6 protein-coding genes are annotated in these 16,853 nt (G+C 69.0%); all 6 read left to right on the forward strand.

What is annotated here, in order from left to right; genetic code table 11:
* The first annotated feature begins 23 nt into the window (after positions 1–23).
* The 6 genes from ACIG5A_RS17570 to ACIG5A_RS17595 all read left to right on the forward strand — a co-directional run bounded on the left by ACIG5A_RS17570 (position 24) and on the right by ACIG5A_RS17595 (position 16,812).
* Positions 24–959 (forward strand): methionyl-tRNA formyltransferase, encoded by a 936-nt coding sequence (locus tag ACIG5A_RS17570; RefSeq protein ID WP_397241242.1) that lies wholly within the window; start codon positions 24–26, stop codon positions 957–959.
* 209 nt (positions 960–1,168) lie between these two features.
* The gene (locus ACIG5A_RS17575; RefSeq protein ID WP_397241243.1) at positions 1,169–1,924 is read left to right on the forward strand and encodes a thioesterase II family protein; all 756 of its coding nucleotides are present in this window, start codon (positions 1,169–1,171) and stop codon (positions 1,922–1,924) included.
* Entirely contained in the window at positions 1,921–3,234 is a 1,314-nt protein-coding gene (locus ACIG5A_RS17580) for a polyketide synthase (RefSeq protein ID WP_397241244.1), read from the forward strand. The genes ACIG5A_RS17575 and ACIG5A_RS17580 overlap by 4 nt, the downstream gene beginning before the upstream one ends.
* Positions 3,227–6,334 carry a nocobactin polyketide synthase NbtC gene (nbtC, locus tag ACIG5A_RS17585; RefSeq protein WP_397241245.1) on the forward strand — a complete coding sequence of 1,036 codons (3,108 nt, stop codon included), beginning with the start codon at positions 3,227–3,229 and terminating at the stop codon, positions 6,332–6,334. The genes ACIG5A_RS17580 and nbtC overlap by 8 nt, the downstream gene beginning before the upstream one ends.
* Before the next feature lie 12 nt (positions 6,335–6,346).
* Positions 6,347–12,307, forward strand: coding sequence for an amino acid adenylation domain-containing protein (locus ACIG5A_RS17590; protein WP_397241246.1), 5,961 nt, complete (start codon positions 6,347–6,349; stop codon positions 12,305–12,307).
* Entirely contained in the window at positions 12,304–16,812 is a 4,509-nt protein-coding gene (locus ACIG5A_RS17595) for an amino acid adenylation domain-containing protein (protein WP_397241247.1), read from the forward strand. The genes ACIG5A_RS17590 and ACIG5A_RS17595 overlap by 4 nt, the downstream gene beginning before the upstream one ends.
* The last annotated feature ends 41 nt before the right edge of the window (positions 16,813–16,853 follow it).

Genomic DNA, 16,853 nt, shown 5'->3' on the forward strand with positions numbered 1-16,853 from the left:
GTTCATTCGAGGTGAGGTGGTCCATGCGTATCGTGTCGTTCGGCTTCCAGACTTGGGGTCGCAAAACCCTGCAGGCTCTGATCGATTCGGAGCACGAGGTCGTGCTGGCGGTGACGCATCCGGCCAGTGAGTCGTCGTACAAGGCGATCTGGTCCGATTCGGTCGAGGAGCTGGCGCGCGAGCACGGCATCCCGGTCCATCTCACCGAGCGGGCCGACGAGGCGACCATCGATCTGGTGAAGCGGGCCGAACCGGACGTCATCGTGGTGAACAGCTGGTACACCTGGATGCCCGCCGAGCTGTACAACCTGCCGCCGCACGGCACGCTGAACCTGCACGATTCGCTGCTGCCGAAGTTCACCGGGTTCTCCCCGGTGCTCTGGGCGCTGATCAGCGGTGAGTCCGAGACCGGCCTCACCGTGCATCGCATGGACGAGGGGCTGGACACCGGCGACATCCTGGTGCAGCGCGCGCTGCCGATCGGGCCGCGCGATACCGGCACCGAATTGGTGCTGCGCGGAATGGAACTCATCCCCGATGCGGTGCGCGAGGCGCTGGCCGCCCTCGAATCCGGCACCGCCGCATGGCGTCCGCAGAACAAGGCCGAGCGCACCTACTTCCACAAGCGCTCCGATCGGGACAGTCGCATCGACTGGACCTGGTCGGCGACGGATCTCGAGCGTTTCGTGCGCGCGCTGTCGGAGCCGTATCCGCGGGCGTTCACCTTCTATCGCGGTGAGCGGATCGAGGTGCTCGAAGCGAGCGTGTCGGAGGCTCGCTACGGTGGCACGCCCGGTCGAGTGATCGTGCAGGAGGGCGGCGGCGCGGTGGTGACGGGCTCGGACGCCCATCGTGGGGGTAACCACGGCCTGGTCATCGGCCGGGTGCGGACCGCGGACGGCGTCGAGCGCGCAGGGGCCGAATTCTTCGCCCGCGGTGGGTATTTGACCGACCAGTGAAATCGCTTCGAACGCTGCCGGGCGGCGAGTGATCCCCACTGCACAAGTGGACTGATAAGGGTAGCCTACGCTAATATCGGGCGAACGATTTTCAGACCTAACCAGATAGTGCAGCAAGCGGGGTGTGTTGTACGCCGCCGATTTACCCAACCCCTCGCGGCGCGATCAGTCGCGCCGTGAGGGTTCGGCGGAAGCGCAGGAGTCAAGAAATGCCAGCAAATCTCGGATGGATCCGGCAATTCCACAAGCCCAGCTCCGGTGCATTGCCGCCGCTGCTGATCTGTCCGCACGCGGGCGCGGGCGCATCCGCCTACCGGGCGTTCTCGAAGATCATGAGCGAGCACTTCGATGTGCTGATCTTCCAATATCCGGGCCGCCAGGACCGGGCCAGAGAGGCGGCGCTGACCACCCTGCCGGAGATCGCGGCGGGAGCGTTCGCGGAATTCCGCGTCTCCGAACATAATCGGGGGCTGCCGATCACCGTGTTCGGCCACAGTATGGGCGCGATGGTGGCGTTCGAGCTGGTGCGGGCCGCCGAGGCGGCCGGCGTCGAAGTGCGCCTGCTCGCACCGTCGGCGGCCATCTCGCCGGGCCGGGCCGTCGACCTGCCGCCGCATCCCAGCGAGGACGAGCAGATCCTCGATCACCTGTCCGCGCTGGAAGGCACCGGTGCGGCCGTGCTGGCCAGCCGCGAGGTCATGCGCATGGCGCTGCCGGTGGTAAAGGCCGACTACCGTGCTTACGACGATTACGCCTGCCCGCCGGAGGTGAAGGTGCGGGCCAAGATTCACGCACTCGGCGGCGCCGAGGATCACTTCATCACGCCGCGGCTGCTGTACGGGTGGGCGGACCACAGCGAGCAGGAACTCGAGGTGACCGTATTCGACGGCGGCCACTTCTATTTGAATGACAATGCCGCTGGGATCGCGGAATTGCTTGCGCCGGAATTGAATCACGTCGCATGAGCGTCGATATGGATCCGATCGTCATCGCCGGAATGGCCGTCGAGGCGCCCGGCGGAATCGAAACACTGTCCGAATTCTGGTCGGCGCTCGCCGAATCGCGTGAAATGATCGGCCCGTTCCCACGCGATCGCGAATGGCCGATCGATCAGCTGCTGTCGCTGCATCGCACTCAGGGCTGGAGCAAAGTCGCCGATGCGGGCGGGTTCCTCACCGGAGCAACGGAATTCGATCCGATGTTCTTCGGCATCACGCCGCGCGAGGCGGTCGCGATGGATCCGCAGCAGCGGGTCGCGATGCGGGTGGCGTGGCGGGCGCTGGAAAACGCGGGCATCAACCCGGGCGAACTGGACGGCGCCGAGGTCGGCGTCTTCATGGGCGCTTCGGTCAACGAATACGGCCCGTCCTCGGGCATGGTGACCGAGTACAGCGGCTACCGGGTTACCGGGACGGCGCTCGGTGCCGTGGCCGGGCGAATCTCGCACGGTCTCGGGCTTACCGGGCCTTCGTTGACCACCGACACCGCCTGCGCCTCGTCACTCACCGCGGTGCATCTGGCCGCCAACGCGGTGCGTGCGGGCGAGTGCGACTGGGCCTTGGCCGGCGGGGTGTGCGTCATGGGTTCGCCCGCCGCCTTTTTCGAGTTCTCCAAGAACAACGCGCTTGCCGCCGACGGGCACTGCCGTCCCTATGCCGCCGACGCCACCGGCACGCTATGGGGCGAGGGTGCGGGCGTTGTCGTGCTCGAACGCGAGTCGAGGGCATACGAACTCGGCCATCGGATCTACGGCAGGCTGCTCGCCACCCGGGTCAATCACAACGGCAAGGGCGCGCCGATCGCGGTACCGAGCGCGGCCGCGCAGCAGCGGCTGATCGGCAAAACCCTGTCCGCGGCCGGAATCAGCGCGGATCAGATCGACCTGATCGAAGGTCACGGCACCGGTACGCCGGTGGGCGATCCGCTCGAACTCGCCGCGCTCGCGCAGGCATACGGCGCCATCGAGCGCGAGCAGGGCGCGCGACTCGGCTCGGTCAAGTCCAATCTCGGTCACGCACAGGCCGGTTCGGGGATGCTCGGGCTGATCAAGGTGCTGCTGTGCGGCGCGAACGGGCAGATCGCACCGAGCCTGCACGCAGACCGGCCGACCACCGAAATCGATTGGAACGCCACCAGTTTGCGGCTGGCCACCGAACTCGAACCGTGGGCGGCGCGCGGCGGCGTGCGCTACGGCGCCGTCTCGTCGTTCGGCGTCGCGGGCACCAACGCGCACGCGATCCTGGCGATGCCGGAGCTGGAGGAGATCGATGCCTGACTACCTACTGCCGGACGGCACCGTCCCGGTGCTGCTGTCCTCGGACACCACGGAGGGGCTGCGCGGCGAGGCCGTGGCGATCCTGGCTTACCTGGAGGCGCGGCCGCGGGTTACCCCGGAGCAGGTGGCGGACATGCTGTTCCGCACCAGGATCGCCCGGCGGCGCCGCGCGGTCGCGATGGTCACCACCCGTGATGAGCTGCTCGACGCGCTGCGCGCGATCGCCGCCGAGATTGAACATCCCGCGGTGGTGGCGACCGTCGGCGTCGCCGCGCCGCGGCGGATCGGATTCATCTTCCCCGGGCAGGGCAGCCAGCGGCCCGGCATGGGCTCGCTGTATTACGAGGCGTCCGCGGCCTATCGCGCCGAGGTCGACGCCTGCGCGATGATCCACCAGGAGCGTTTCGGGCACACCAGCCCGTTGCACTATCTTCTCGGCCACGAGGGCGAGTACGCCGACGCGGTGTGGGAAGTGCAGCCTGCGTTGATGTTTCACATGGCGGGGCTGGCCGCCATGTGGCGCGCGGCGGGCATCGCGCCCGCCGCGACGATCGGTCACAGCCAGGGCGAACTCGCGGCCGGTGCGGTCTCGGCCGTGATGACTCGCCGCGACGCGGTGCTTGCCGTGACGCACCGGGCGCGGCTGGTCGAGCAGATCTCGCCGCGTGGATATTCGATGGCCGTGCTCGGGATGGATCGCGAGACCTGCGAGGCCATGCTGGCCAGGAACTCCGGCTGGGCCGAGCTCTCGGTCGTCAATTCGCCGCACATCCTGGCCATTTCAGGCGACCGCGACACCATCGTCGAGATGGTGGGCGCCGCGTCGGCGCAAGGCCGATTCGCCAGGGAGATCCGGGTGGCCTATCCGGCGCACACCTCGATCGTGGCCGAACTGCGCGAGGACTTCATCGCCTTCCTCGGTGACGAGATGAGCGCCCCGACCTTCATGTCGAGCGAAATCCCTTGCTACGGAGCGACACTCGGCGCGGCGATCACGCCCGATCTGCGGCACGAGGAGTACTGGTACTGGAACCTGCGCAATCGGGTCCGGTTCGACCGGGCCATCGTCGCCGCGGCGACCGACGGCATCGACACCTTCGTCGAGGTGTCCGAGCATCCGATGCTGCAGCTGGCCGTGCAGGAGAATCTCGGCCTGGTGCCACAGGATCCGACGCTGCCACCGCGCGAATTCCGTGTGCTCGGCACTTCGCTGCGCACCGCGACCGGCCTGGCCGAGTTCACCCGGAATTTGGTTACGGTAGCCGTGCACGACCTGAACTATGACTGGTCCGCGTTGCGTGTGGTCACCGACTCCGCGGTCAGGCCGCCGCTGCGTGACTTCCCGAACACCGTGCTGAATCCGCAGAAGCTGTGGGCCGGATACCAGGCGGCGGTGGTCGCCGAGATCGACGCGCCGATCGACGAGGACCATTACCCGACCCGATTGTCCGAGAAGTGGATTCGGCTCGACCGCCGCTCGCTGGTCGCACCACGCACCCTGCTGCTCGTCGATCGCACGGGCCGTGCGGAATTGGTCGACGCATTGCGTACCGCGGCATACAACCACGGCGGGAACATGACGGTGTTCGACACCGAACAGCCCACCGCCGTAGCGGATTACGACGTCGTGGTAGTGCTGCTGCCCGACCTGGCGGATATGGCGGCGCCCGTCGCGCTCGACGAAGTCGTCGACTTCTACGAGTCGCTGTCGCTGCCCGAGATCGACTCGACGGTCACCGACTGCTGGCTGGTCACCGTCGGCGGCGAGTCCGTGGTGGCGGGCGATCCGGCACCGCAGCTGTTCCACGGCGCGGTCTCGGCCGGATTCCGTTGCCTCGGTATGGAACACATCGGCACCGCGTTCCGGCACCTCGACCTCGCCGGGCAGGATGCGGCGCAGGCCGCGGCCATCGTCCGCGCGCTGCATACCAAGGGCGAGCCACAGCTCGCACTGCGCGACGGCGGGCTGTACGCCAAACGGCTCGAGGTCGATTCGCCGCCCGCCGCCGATTCCGGCGTGCCATCGAACCTCGACCACGTCGTGATCATCGGCGGCACCGGCACCTTGGGCTTGAAATTCGGTGAGTACTACGCCGGGCGCGGCGCGCGTCGGATCACCCTGCTGAGCCGTTCGGGGGAGACGGATGCCGTCGCGTCGCGGCTGCGTGCGATTCGGGAGATCGGCGCGGCCGAGGTCGTTGTCGTCGCGTGCGATGTCAGTGACGAGGCCGCGGTACGGGCGTTCGCCGCGGCGGTGGACGCGCCGGTGAGCCTGCTCGTCCATGCGGCGGTCAACTATGTCGGTGCCGAACTTGCCGAGGTCACCCCGGAAAAGGTGCGGGAGATGGCCGGTTCCAAGATCTTCGGCACCGATCTGGCGCTGCGGTGGTTGCCGATGACCGACGGCTGCCGGATCGTGCTGTGCTCCTCGGCGGCGGCGACGTTCGGTGGCCGGGGCCAGATCCTCTACGCCACGGTGAACCGGATGCTCGATGCCCTCGCCGAGCGACTGCGCGCCGGCGGTCGCGACGCGGTGTCGATGCAGTGGGGCATCTGGGATCTGACGGGACCGCTGCACGCCGTCGGCCTGGATCGGGTGACCGCGGCGGGTGTGGTGCCGATGGACGCCGATGCGGCGTTGACCGTCGGCTTCGCCGAACACGTCGATGCGGGGCGCTCAGGCAACCGGCTTGTCGCGGCGGCGGATTGGTCGCAGGTGCACGCGCTGATGTCGGCGGTCGGTTTCGGCCCGGTGCTCTCGGAGGTGCTGCGGCAGGTCGAGCGTGGCACGCCGCGGCACGCCACGGCGAATGTGCCCGCCGCCGTCGCGGCGGCGGTCGTCGCGACCGAAAGCACGCCGACGGGCGTGACGCTGACCGACCAGGTGCGTCGCGAATTGGGCAAGGTGATGGGCGCCGATGGCGTCGCGAGCATCGACAGCACGGTGCCGCTGGTGGCGCTCGGCCTGGATTCACTGCAGGCCTTGGATTTCCGCAAGCGTGTGCAAGCCGAACTGAACCGCGATCTTCCGGTGGCGGCCATCCTGGGCGGCGCGTCGCTGGACGACGTCGTGCGCCTGATGGCCGGCAGCAACGTCTAGCGAGGGAAATTCATGTCGAACAACGAACTCACGAGCGTGCTGGAACGCCGGAAGGCACTGCTGCGCCAGAAGCTGGCCGAGAGCGGCGTGACCACCGCGCCCGCCGAGCCTGCGGCGGCGCGTAGGGCGAAGGCCGGTGAGCGGCAACCGCTCTCGGCCGGGCAGCGCAGGTTGTGGTTTTTGCAGACCCGCGACCCGGCGGATACGACGCTGAACATCTGCGTCGCCTATAGGCTCACCGGCCCGCTGAACGATGCGCGCCTGCGCGCCGCGGTCGGCTCGGTAGTCGCCAGGCACGACGTGCTGCGCACCGTATACGGGCTGGGTGACGACGGCGAGCCGTATCAGCTCGTGCGCACAGACCTCGAACTGTCCTGGCAGTCGCACGATTTGACCGAGCTGGCGGAAGTGAGCAGGTCGCGCAGGCTGGAGGTGCTCGCCCGTCGTGAGTTCGGGCGTCCGTTCGATCTGGCCACCGAGGCGCCGCTGCGGGTCAGCCTGGTGCGCACCGGGATCGAGGAATTCGCGCTGATCCTGGTCGTGCACCACATCGGCTGGGACGACGATTCCTGGGGGGTGTTCTTCGCCGAACTCAATGCCGCCTATGGTGACCTACCCGCGCCGGCCGAGCCCGGTGGGCAGTTCGTCGATGTCGCGGTATTCGGCGCGCATGCCGAAGAGCCGTCCGAGGTCGACTACTGGCGCGCCGCGCTGCGGCCGCTGCCCGAGCCGCTGGAACTGCCAGGCCCGACCGCGATCGCGGCGGTGCCGTCCAAACAGGCCGAGCGCTGTACCCTCGCGGTAGCGCCCGAGCTCGTCGGGCGCGTCGAGGCATTCGCCCGCGCGCACAACGCGACTCCGTTCATGGTCTGGCTCGCCGCCTACGACGCGGTGATCCATCGCTACACCGCCGCAACGGATTTCCTGGTTTCGGTACCGATCACTGTGCGCCCGAACGCGGTAGCGGCGTCACTGATCGGCTACTTCGGCAACACCCTGCTCCTGCGCGCCACCGTCGGTGCGGGGGATACCTTCGCCGGCTTCACCGAAGCCATCCGCGATACCTGCCTCGGCGCTTTCGCCCACCAGAACGTCGGCATAGATCGCGTGGTCCGCGAGGCGAATCCGGACCGCATCGGCGGCCGTGACGGCCTGGAGCAGCTGGTGCGGCTCGGCTTCAGCGTGCGCAAGAGCGCCCAGGGATTCGCGCTCGACGGCATCACCGCGACGCAGCTCGAGCTGGGCAGCCCGGTGTCACAGGTACCGCTCGGCCTCACCGTCGTGCTCGACAACGACGGCGCTCACCTGGAGGCGGAGTACCGCGTAGACGACTTGGACCGCGTTCTCGTCGAGCAGCTGCTCGGGCACTACGTGCAGCTGCTCGACAGTGCGCTGGACGCCCCAGGCCGCAGGCTCGGCGATATCGACATGCTCGGCGCCGACGACCACGCGCAGATTCTCGCGCGGTCGCATGGTGCGCTCGTCGAGCGGGCGCCGAGCACCATGGTGGCGCTGTTCGAGGCGCAGGTCGCCGCCGTGCCGGACGCACTGGCGATCGTCGCGCCGGGCGAACCCGGCACCGCCGACACCGAACTCAGTTACCTCCAGCTGGACCGGCGCGCGAATCGACTGGCGCACTGGCTGATCGGGCACGGGCTCGGCAGCGAGGACATCGTCGGCCTGCGGCTGTCGAATTCGGTGGAGTTCGTCGTCGCGGTACTCGGCGTGCTCAAGGCGGGCGCGGCCTACCTGCCGATCGATCCGGCCTACCCGGACGACCGCATTGACTACCTCGTCGCCGACGCCGCGCCACGGATGGTCCTCGGCCGCGTGGAACTGGATGTCGCCGAAACCGCCGCCGCGGAGCTGCCCGACCGCGCTCCGGTCGACGCGGACCGGATGCGGCCGCTGCTGGCGGACAACCTCGCCTACGTGATCTACACCTCCGGTTCCACCGGAAAGCCCAAGGGCGTTCCGGTATCCCATGCCGCCATCGCCGAGCACCTCGCCGGATTCGTCGCGGAATGGAGCATGACGGCCGAAGACCGGCTGCTGCAGTCGTCTTCGGTGAGTTTCGACGCCTCGCTACTCGACATCTTCGTCACCTTCGCCAACGGCGCCCGGCTCGTCATCCCGAAACCCGATGCGTTCCGGGATATTCCGTACATCGCTGAGCTGATCACCCGCTGCGGCGTCACGGTGTTGCACATGGTGCCGTCCATGCTGAGCACCTTCCTGCTGCTGCCCGAGGTGAGCGAATGGCGGGCGCTGCGGCATGTTCCGGTCGGCGGTGAGGCGCTGCCCGGCGAGGTCGCGGACAAGTTCGCCGGCGTCTTCGACGCCGAGCTGCGCAACCACTACGGGCCGACCGAGGCCGTGGTGTGTGCCACGCATATGTCGGTCGACGGACCGCAGGGCACCAGGACCGTGCCGATCGGGCTGCCGAACGAGAACGTCACCGTGTACCTGCTCGACGAGGCGCTGCGGCTGGTGCCGTCCGGCGTCGTCGGCGAAATCTATCTGGGTGGCGCGCAATTGGCGCGTGGCTACCTGAACCGGCGTGGGCTGACCGCGGAACGGTTCGTCGCCGATCCTTTCGCGCCGGGTTCGCGGCTGTACCGCACCGGAGATCTGGCGCGGCGCAACGCGAACGGCGAGATCGAGTTCGTCGGCCGGGCCGACGAGCAGGTCAAAGTGCGCGGATTCCGGATCGAGCTCGGTGAGGTCGAGGCCGTCATCGCCGCGCACTCCGCGGTGGGGCACTGCGTCGCCATCGCGGTGGCCGATCGGGCCATCGGCGCGATGCTCGCCGCGTATGTCGTTCCGGCGAGCGGACTTTCGGAAGCCGCCGTGGATATCGACGAGCTGCGCGCGCACGCTGCGGCCGCCTTGCCGGAGTACATGGTGCCCACCGCGTTCGCGGTGATCGACGAGATCCCGCTGACCGTGCATGGCAAGCTGGACCGGCGGGCCCTGCCCGCGCCCGAGCGCGCCGTCGCGAATCGGTACCGGGAACCGGCCACCGCCACCGAGGTTCGGGTCGCCGCCCTGTTCGGCGAGATCTTCGGCCGCGACCGGATCGGCGCCGACAGCTCCTTCTTCGAGCTCGGCGGGCACTCGCTGCTCGCCACCCGGCTCGTGGTGCGTATCCGCGCCGAATTCGGCGTAGCGATCGATGTGCGCGCACCGTTCGACACCCCGACTGTCGCCGGGCTGGCCTCGTTGATCGAGGCCACCCCCGCCTCCGCCGAAACGGTGGTGCCCGCGCTGGCGAAACGGCAACGGCCCGAGCGTGTTCCGCTGTCGTACTCGCAGCTCGCGCTGTGGTTCCAGCGCAAGTTGGAAGGGCCGAGCGCGATCGGGAATATCCCCTTCGCGGTCCGGTTGCACGGCGCGCTCGACGTGGACGCGCTGACCGCCGCCATCGGCGATGTCGTGGCCCGCCACGAGGCGCTGCGCACCGTGTTCCCGGAAAGCGATGGTGTGCCGTATCAGTCGGTGCGCGCCGCGGGCCCGCTCGACGTGCCGGTCACCGTGCTCGACGATCCGGAGCGGCTGCGCACGGAGCTGGCCGAGGCGGGGCGCCACTGCTTCGCGCTGGACGGCGAGCTGCTGATTCGGCCGCGAATCTTCGTGCTGGACAGCAAGACTCATGTGCTGTCGCTGCTCGTGCATCACCTGGTCGCCGACCACTGGTCGTTCCGGACCATCATCGACGACCTCACCACCGCCTACCGCAGCCGCGCCGCGGCCGCGGCGCCGGACTGGTCGCCGCTGGAAGTCCAGTACGCCGACTTCGCACTGTGGCAGCACGACGTGGTCGAATCGCTCGGCCACCAGATCGATTACTGGCGTGACGCGCTCGCCGGGCTGCCCGACGAGATCAATGCCGCACTGGACCATCCGCGTCCCGCCGTGCTCGGCAAGAACGGCCACGTCGCGTCGTTCGCGGTACCCGCCGCACTGCGGGGCAAGCTGGCTGCGCTGGCCGAGTCGGCCGGGGCCAGCGAGTTCATGCTCTACCAGTCCGCGGTGGTGACGCTGCTGCACAAACTCGGCGCGGGCACCGATATTCCGCTCGGCACCCCGATCGCGGGCCGAGTGGACCCGGCCGCCGCCGATCTCGTCGGCCTGCTCGCCAATATGGTGGTGCTGCGCAACGACCTGTCCGGCGATCCAACGCTGCGCACGGTACTCGAGCGCGCCCGCGATGTGGCGCTCGGCGCGTACGGCAACCAGGACATCCCGATCGAGCGGCTGGTGGACGCGCTGAATCCGGCGCGGTCCCGTGCCAGGAACCCGCTGTTCCAGGCCATGATGCATTTCCGCGAGGAGAACTGGGACGCGGCCGACCACGGCCTGGACGCGGGCATCGCGATGTCGGTGCTGCCGATGGACTTCGACACCTCGCTGCTCGATCTGAGCATCAACTTCTTCGCGGGCGCCGACGGCGGCTTCGACGCGAGCGTCATCGTCAACACCGACCTCTACGAACCGGCGACCGGAAATCTGTTCGCGCAGCGGATGCTTCGTGTCCTGACCGCCTTCGCGGAGACCCCCGACAGCACGGTGGGCGAACTCGACGTGCTGCCCGCCTGCGAGCGCGAGCGGGTGACCCACGAATGGGCCACCGGCGTCGAGGTTCCCGGCGCGCCGAGCATCGCGCAGCTGATCAGCCGGGCCCGGACCGTACCCGCACAGCGGGTCGCGGTGCGATGCGGGGCCGAATCGCTCACCTACGGTGCGCTGTTCGAGCGACTGGCCGGACAGTCCGGCGAGGCCACGGATCCCGGCGCTTCGGTCGCCGGGATGGTGCGACGGCTCGGCACGCTCGCCGCGACACCGGATGCGGCGGCCATGTCGGTCGCGGTCGCGGACCGGCGTGCCGTCGCGGCCGACCGGCGTGCCGAAAGCGCCGACCCCGTAGCAGGTTGGGCCGACGTCCGACTCCTCGCCGCATCGTGGACCGGCAGACAGGTCGATGTCGAATTGCTCGCGGCACTCGCCGACGGCGCCGAGTTGATCGTCGCCACCGAGGCGCAGCGGGAGGATCCGGCCGCGCTGGTCGAGCTGATCGGCGCGCACGGCGTGACCCATGTGGTCGCCGAACCGTACACGCTGGCGCGTTTCGTCCAGACCGGCGTCTCGATGCTGCCGACGGTGCGGCGCTGGGACGTCACCGGATTCCATTGGCCCGCCGCGCTGCCCGATCTGCTGCCCGCGCTGTCGGCGGGTTCGGTGGCCACCTTCGGCTACGGCATCTCGGAGTACGCGGGCACTGTGGCGCGCGGCCCGCTCGACGGCACCGGGCGCGCGCGGCCGGTGCCAGGCGCCAAGGTGCTGGTGCTGGACGCGGCACTGCGCGCGACGGCGCCGGGAGTAGAGGGTGAGGTGTACATAGGTGGAGCCGGGCTCGTCGACGCTGCCGAAAGCGTCGAGGATCCCTTCGTCAAGGGACAGCGACTGCTGCGCACCGGCGCTCGCGCCAGGTGGAACACTGCCGGTTACCTGATCATCACGCCCCCGGCAGGTGAAAAGGCCGCCGCGAGTGGGGAATCCGGTGCGACGGGTGCCGAAACGGCTACCGAGCGGCAGCTGATCGCCATACTCGAGGAACTGCTCGAGATCGAGGATGTGGCCTCCGACGACGGCTTCTTCGCCCTCGGCGGCGACAGCGTCATCTCCATCCAGTGGTCGGCGCGTGCCAACCAGATCGGGCTCCCGCTGTCACCACAGCTGGTGTTCGAACATCTCACCATCGCCGAACTCGCCGCCGCGGTGGACGAGGCGATTGCCGCGGGAGTGACCGCGACCATCGACGAAACCTTCGGCGGCGCGGTCGCTGTCGCCGACAAGCCCGAAACGGTCGCCCCTATTCGGGAACCAGCGCACGAGCACGCGGCGATGAGTGTGTCCGGCCTGAGCAGCGATGCGCTGTCGGCGCTCGGTGCCGCGTGGAAGGCGGCCCGATGACGGTCGATCGCAGCCTGCCCGCCGAGATCGAGGATGTGCTGGCGCTGAGCCCGCTGCAGGAGGGGTTGTTCTCACTTGCCCGCCTGGCCGTTGACGGCGTGGATCTGTACACGATGCAGTTCGTCATCGACATCGGCGGTCCGATCGACGTCGCGCTGCTGCGCCGCAGCGCGGAGGCGATCCTGGAGCGGCATGCGAATCTGCGTGTGTCGTTCTGGGACACCGACCTGCCCAAGCCCGTGCAGATCGTGCCGACCTGGGTGGACCTGCCGTGGCTCGAAGTAGCCGCGCGGCCGGCGGAATTCGACGCGATCGCGGCGGCCGACCGGCAACGGCGATTCGATCTGAGTCGCGGCCCCGCACTACGGATCACGCTGGTCTCGCTACCGGACGAGCGTCGCAGGATGATCGTCACCGCACACCACATCCTGATGGACGGCTGGGCGGTCGCGATCTTCTTCCGCGAGCTGATCGCCGTGTACGAGGCTGGCGGACAGGCCGATTCGCTTCCTCCGGCGCGCCCATACCGCGACTACATCGGCTGGCTCGCCGCGCAGGACGCCGACGCGGCGACCCGCGCGTGGACCGAATATCTGGCCGAACTCAGCGGCCCGCTCATGCTCGCGGACGGCACCGCCATCGAGATCGGCGCGGCGATTCCGCGCCGCACCCGGCTGAGCCTCGACAGCACGGAGACCTCGCGCCTGGTGCGCTGGGCGCGGGCGAACGGTCTCACCATGAGCACCGTCGTCCAATTCGCCTGGGCCGTGGTGCTCGGCAGGCTCACCGACCGCCGCGACGTGGTGTTCGGCACCACCATCTCCGGCCGCCCGGATTCGCTGCCCGGCGTGGAATCGATGCTCGGGCTGTTCATCAATACCGTGCCCGCCCGCGTACTGCTCGACCCGGTGCGCTCGATCGTGCAGCAATGCGCTGGGATGCAACGGGAATCGGCGGCCATGCGCGATGCCGGGCACGTCAGCCTGTCCGCCATTCAGCGGGCGGCCGGGCACGGTGGGCTGTTCGACGTGCTTTTCGTCTTCGAGAACGCACCCATCGGCGCGGCCACCGATCCCATCGTCACCGGCAACGGCACCCGGTTTCTGCCTGTCGCCATGGAAAGCCTGGTGCACTACCCGCTTTCGGTGGTGTCGCATCTGACCGATGGCGTACTGGTGGTGATGCTGGAGGCCGTCGCCGAGGCGCTGCCGCACTTCCCGGTCGCCGAGATCGGTGAGCGCATCCTCGCGGTGCTGCGTCAATTGCCCGACCATGGTGACGCCACCCCGGACGCGCTCGATGTGTTGCTGCCTGCCGAGCGAATCGCTTCGGCCGCGGCGGAAGCCGAGCCGAACGCCACGGTCACCGAGCTGTTCCTGCGACAGGTGGAGCTGACACCGGACGCGATCGCGCTGAGCACCGGCACCGCGCGCTACACCTACCGCGAACTGCGCGAGGCGGCGGGCCGCCTCGCGAGCGAGCTCATCGAGCACGGTATCGGCGCGGAATCGGTTGTCGCGCTGGCACTGCCGCGATCCGACCGGTCGATCATCGCCATGCTCGCGGTACTCGAAGCCGGGGGAGCCTATGTGCCGGTGGATATTTCGGCACCGACAGCACGCATCGAATCGATCCTGCGGCAGGCGGCTCCGAGCCTCGTCGTGACGGTGCGCGGGTACGCGGCGCCGTGGGACTACCCGACCTTGGTGCTCGACGACGCCGCCGAGCGCATCGCCGCCCGCGCGATCGCGGCCCCGCGTGCCGCACATCCGCAGTCGTGCGCCTACCTGATCTTCACATCCGGCTCGACCGGGGAACCCAAGGGCGTCATGGGCACCCACGCCGCCCTGGCCAGTTACTTCACCGATCATCGCGACCGTGTGTACCGCCCGGCCGTCGCCCGTCTCGGTGGCCGCCCGCTGCGGATCGCGCACGCCTGGTCGCTGAGCTTCGACGCATCGTGGCAGCCGATGATCGGCCTGCTCGACGGCCATGCCGTGCACCTGTTCGACGAGATCGAGATGCGTGACGCGCACGGCCTGGTGGACGGCATCGTTCGGCATCGGATCGACATGATCGACACCTCACCGTCGATGTTCACCCAGCTCTATGCCGCCGGCCTGGTCGACGGTGAGCGGCTCACGGTGCTCGCGCTCGGCGGCGAGGCGATCGGTGCGCCGATGTGGGAGCAACTGCGCGCACTGCCGGGCACGGCGGTCTACAACTGCTACGGACCCACCGAGACCACCGTCGAGGCGGTCGTCGCGACCGTGAACACCGGCCGAAACGAGCTGTCGGCCAACGCCGCTCAGCCGACCATCGGCACCGCCGTCGATCGCATGTCGGCGTATGTCTTCGACTCCTGGCTACGTCCGGTGCCGCGCGGTGCCGTCGGCGAGCTGTACCTGTCCGGTGCCCAGGTCGCGCGCGGCTACGCCGGCAAGCCCGCGACCACCGCGGACCGATTCGTCGCCGACCCGTCGCGTCCCGGCCAGCGCATGTACCGCACCGGAGACCTGGTGCGGCAGTTGCCACACGGTGGTCTGTCCTATCTCGGCCGCGCCGACGACCAGGTGAAGATCCGCGGCTACCGGATCGAAATCGGCGATATCGAAACGGCTTTGCTGCAGCTGCCACAAGTGCGCGCGGGCGCGGTGCTCGTCGTGCAGCGGCCGAGCGGCTCCGCCCTCGTCGCATTCGCGGTGGGCTCACCCGATACCGCTACGCTGCGCGCCGGGCTGGCCGAGCGGCTGCCCGCGTACATGGTTCCGGCGCGGATCATTTCGCTGGACGCGCTACCTGTCACCCCGAACGGCAAGCTCGATGTCCGCGCGCTCGACGCGCTCGGCAATGAAGCGCTCGACAGTTCGGGCTCGGCCGAGAAGGCGTTGCCACGCAACGAAACCGAGCGTGCGCTGTGCGCCGCGCTCGCTGACTCGCTCGGCGGCAGTGCCCCAGGCATCGACGACGATTTCGTCGCGCTCGGCATGGACAGCATCGTGGCCATCTCTCTCGTCAATACCGCGCGCAAGGCCGGATTGTCGCTCAGCCCTGCCATGGTGCTCGCCAACCCCACGGTGCGCGACCTGGCCGCCGCCATCGATGCCTCAGTGGCGCAGGCCGATTCGGCCGACGGTCGAGTCGTCGAATACGGTGATGTGACGCCGACGCCGATCATGTCCTGGATGTACGAGCACGGCGGCTTCCGCAGGCTGGCACTGTCGACGCTGATCTCGCTGCCCGCCGATCTCGATCGCGCGGGACTCGAATCGGTACTGCAGGCAGTGCTCGACAACCATCCCATGCTGCGCGCCCGGCTCGAAACCGGACAACTGAGCATCCGGGAACCCGGCAGCGTCCGCGCCACCGATGTGCTGGCCGAGGTGCACGGCGATTTCGAGACGGCCCTTGCCGATTCCGCGCGCGCGGCCATCGATCGCATCGACCCGGCCACCGGCGCGATGCTGCAGGCGGTGCGCTTCGCCCGACCCGGCGAGGCCGACGTCCTGCTGCTGTCGATCCACCACCTCGCGGTGGATCCGGTGTCGTGGCAGATCATCCTGTCCGACCTGGCCGACGCCTGGGCGGCGATGCGCACCGGTCGGACCCCAGCTCTCACCATGGAGTTCACCGACTACCGCCGGTGGGCCACCGTGCTCGACGACCGCCGTACGGCGCCGGAAGTTGCCGCACAGCGCGACTTCTGGGCCGACCAGCTCGCCGGCGACGACCCCGAGCTCGGCCTGCGCCACCCGAATCCGGTGGCGGACACTTGGGATTCGTACCGGATCACGCCGTCGTTCACCACCGCCGAGACAACGCGGCGACTACTCGACGGCATCGGCAAGGACCTCGGCATGCACGAGTTCCTGCTCACCGCACTGTCGATCGCGCTGTCCACCTGGCGCTCCGAACGCGGCCAGAACCCCGCGGGCGGCGCACTGGTCGCACTGGAAGGCCACGGCCGCGAGGACGCGATCGTCGGCGGTGTCGACACCTCGCGCACCGTCGGCTGGTTCACCACCGTTTATCCGATCCGGGTCGGCGTGGGCGCACCGCTGGATATCGCCCGTGCCGAGGCGGATCCGTCCGCCGTCGCCGATCTGCTGAAAGCCGTTGCGGCGCAGGTCGACAGCGTGCCGAACAACGGCCTGGACTTCGGCCTGCTCCGTTACGGCGGCGTCGCGCCGGAACTCGCGCGTGATCCGCAGATCATGCTCGACTACATCGGCAGGCTCGATCTGTCCGCGACAGGCCCGGCCGACTGGGCGCCGATCCCGGATCTCGCCCTGCATCAGCGCCTGCCGATCGCCCCCGAACCGGAGATGCCGCTGCGCTACGCCCTCGACTTGGTCACCGCGGTGTACCCGGGTACGGACGGACCCCGGCTGGCGACCCTGCTCCGGTGGAGCGATGCGATCTTCGACACCGACCGCATAGATCACTTCGCCGAGCTCTGGCAGCGTGCCGTCGCCGCGGTAGTCGCCGCCGTCGGGCTCCGCTGATCGGAACCGCCGAGACCTGACGCCGCAAGCCCCAGGGTTGC

The organism is Nocardia sp. NPDC052566, from assembly GCF_044547285.1.
GTDB lineage: Bacteria > Actinomycetota > Actinomycetes > Mycobacteriales > Mycobacteriaceae > Nocardia.

Coding starts and splice junctions, on each gene's coding strand:
- ACIG5A_RS17570 (WP_397241242.1), top strand. CDS start 24: ATGCGTATCGTGTCGTTCGGCTTCCAGACTTGGGGTCGCAAAACCCTG.
- ACIG5A_RS17575 (WP_397241243.1), top strand. CDS start 1,169: ATGCCAGCAAATCTCGGATGGATCCGGCAATTCCACAAGCCCAGCTCC.
- ACIG5A_RS17580 (WP_397241244.1), top strand. CDS start 1,921: ATGAGCGTCGATATGGATCCGATCGTCATCGCCGGAATGGCCGTCGAG.
- nbtC (WP_397241245.1), top strand. CDS start 3,227: ATGCCTGACTACCTACTGCCGGACGGCACCGTCCCGGTGCTGCTGTCC.
- ACIG5A_RS17590 (WP_397241246.1), top strand. CDS start 6,347: ATGTCGAACAACGAACTCACGAGCGTGCTGGAACGCCGGAAGGCACTG.
- ACIG5A_RS17595 (WP_397241247.1), top strand. CDS start 12,304: ATGACGGTCGATCGCAGCCTGCCCGCCGAGATCGAGGATGTGCTGGCG.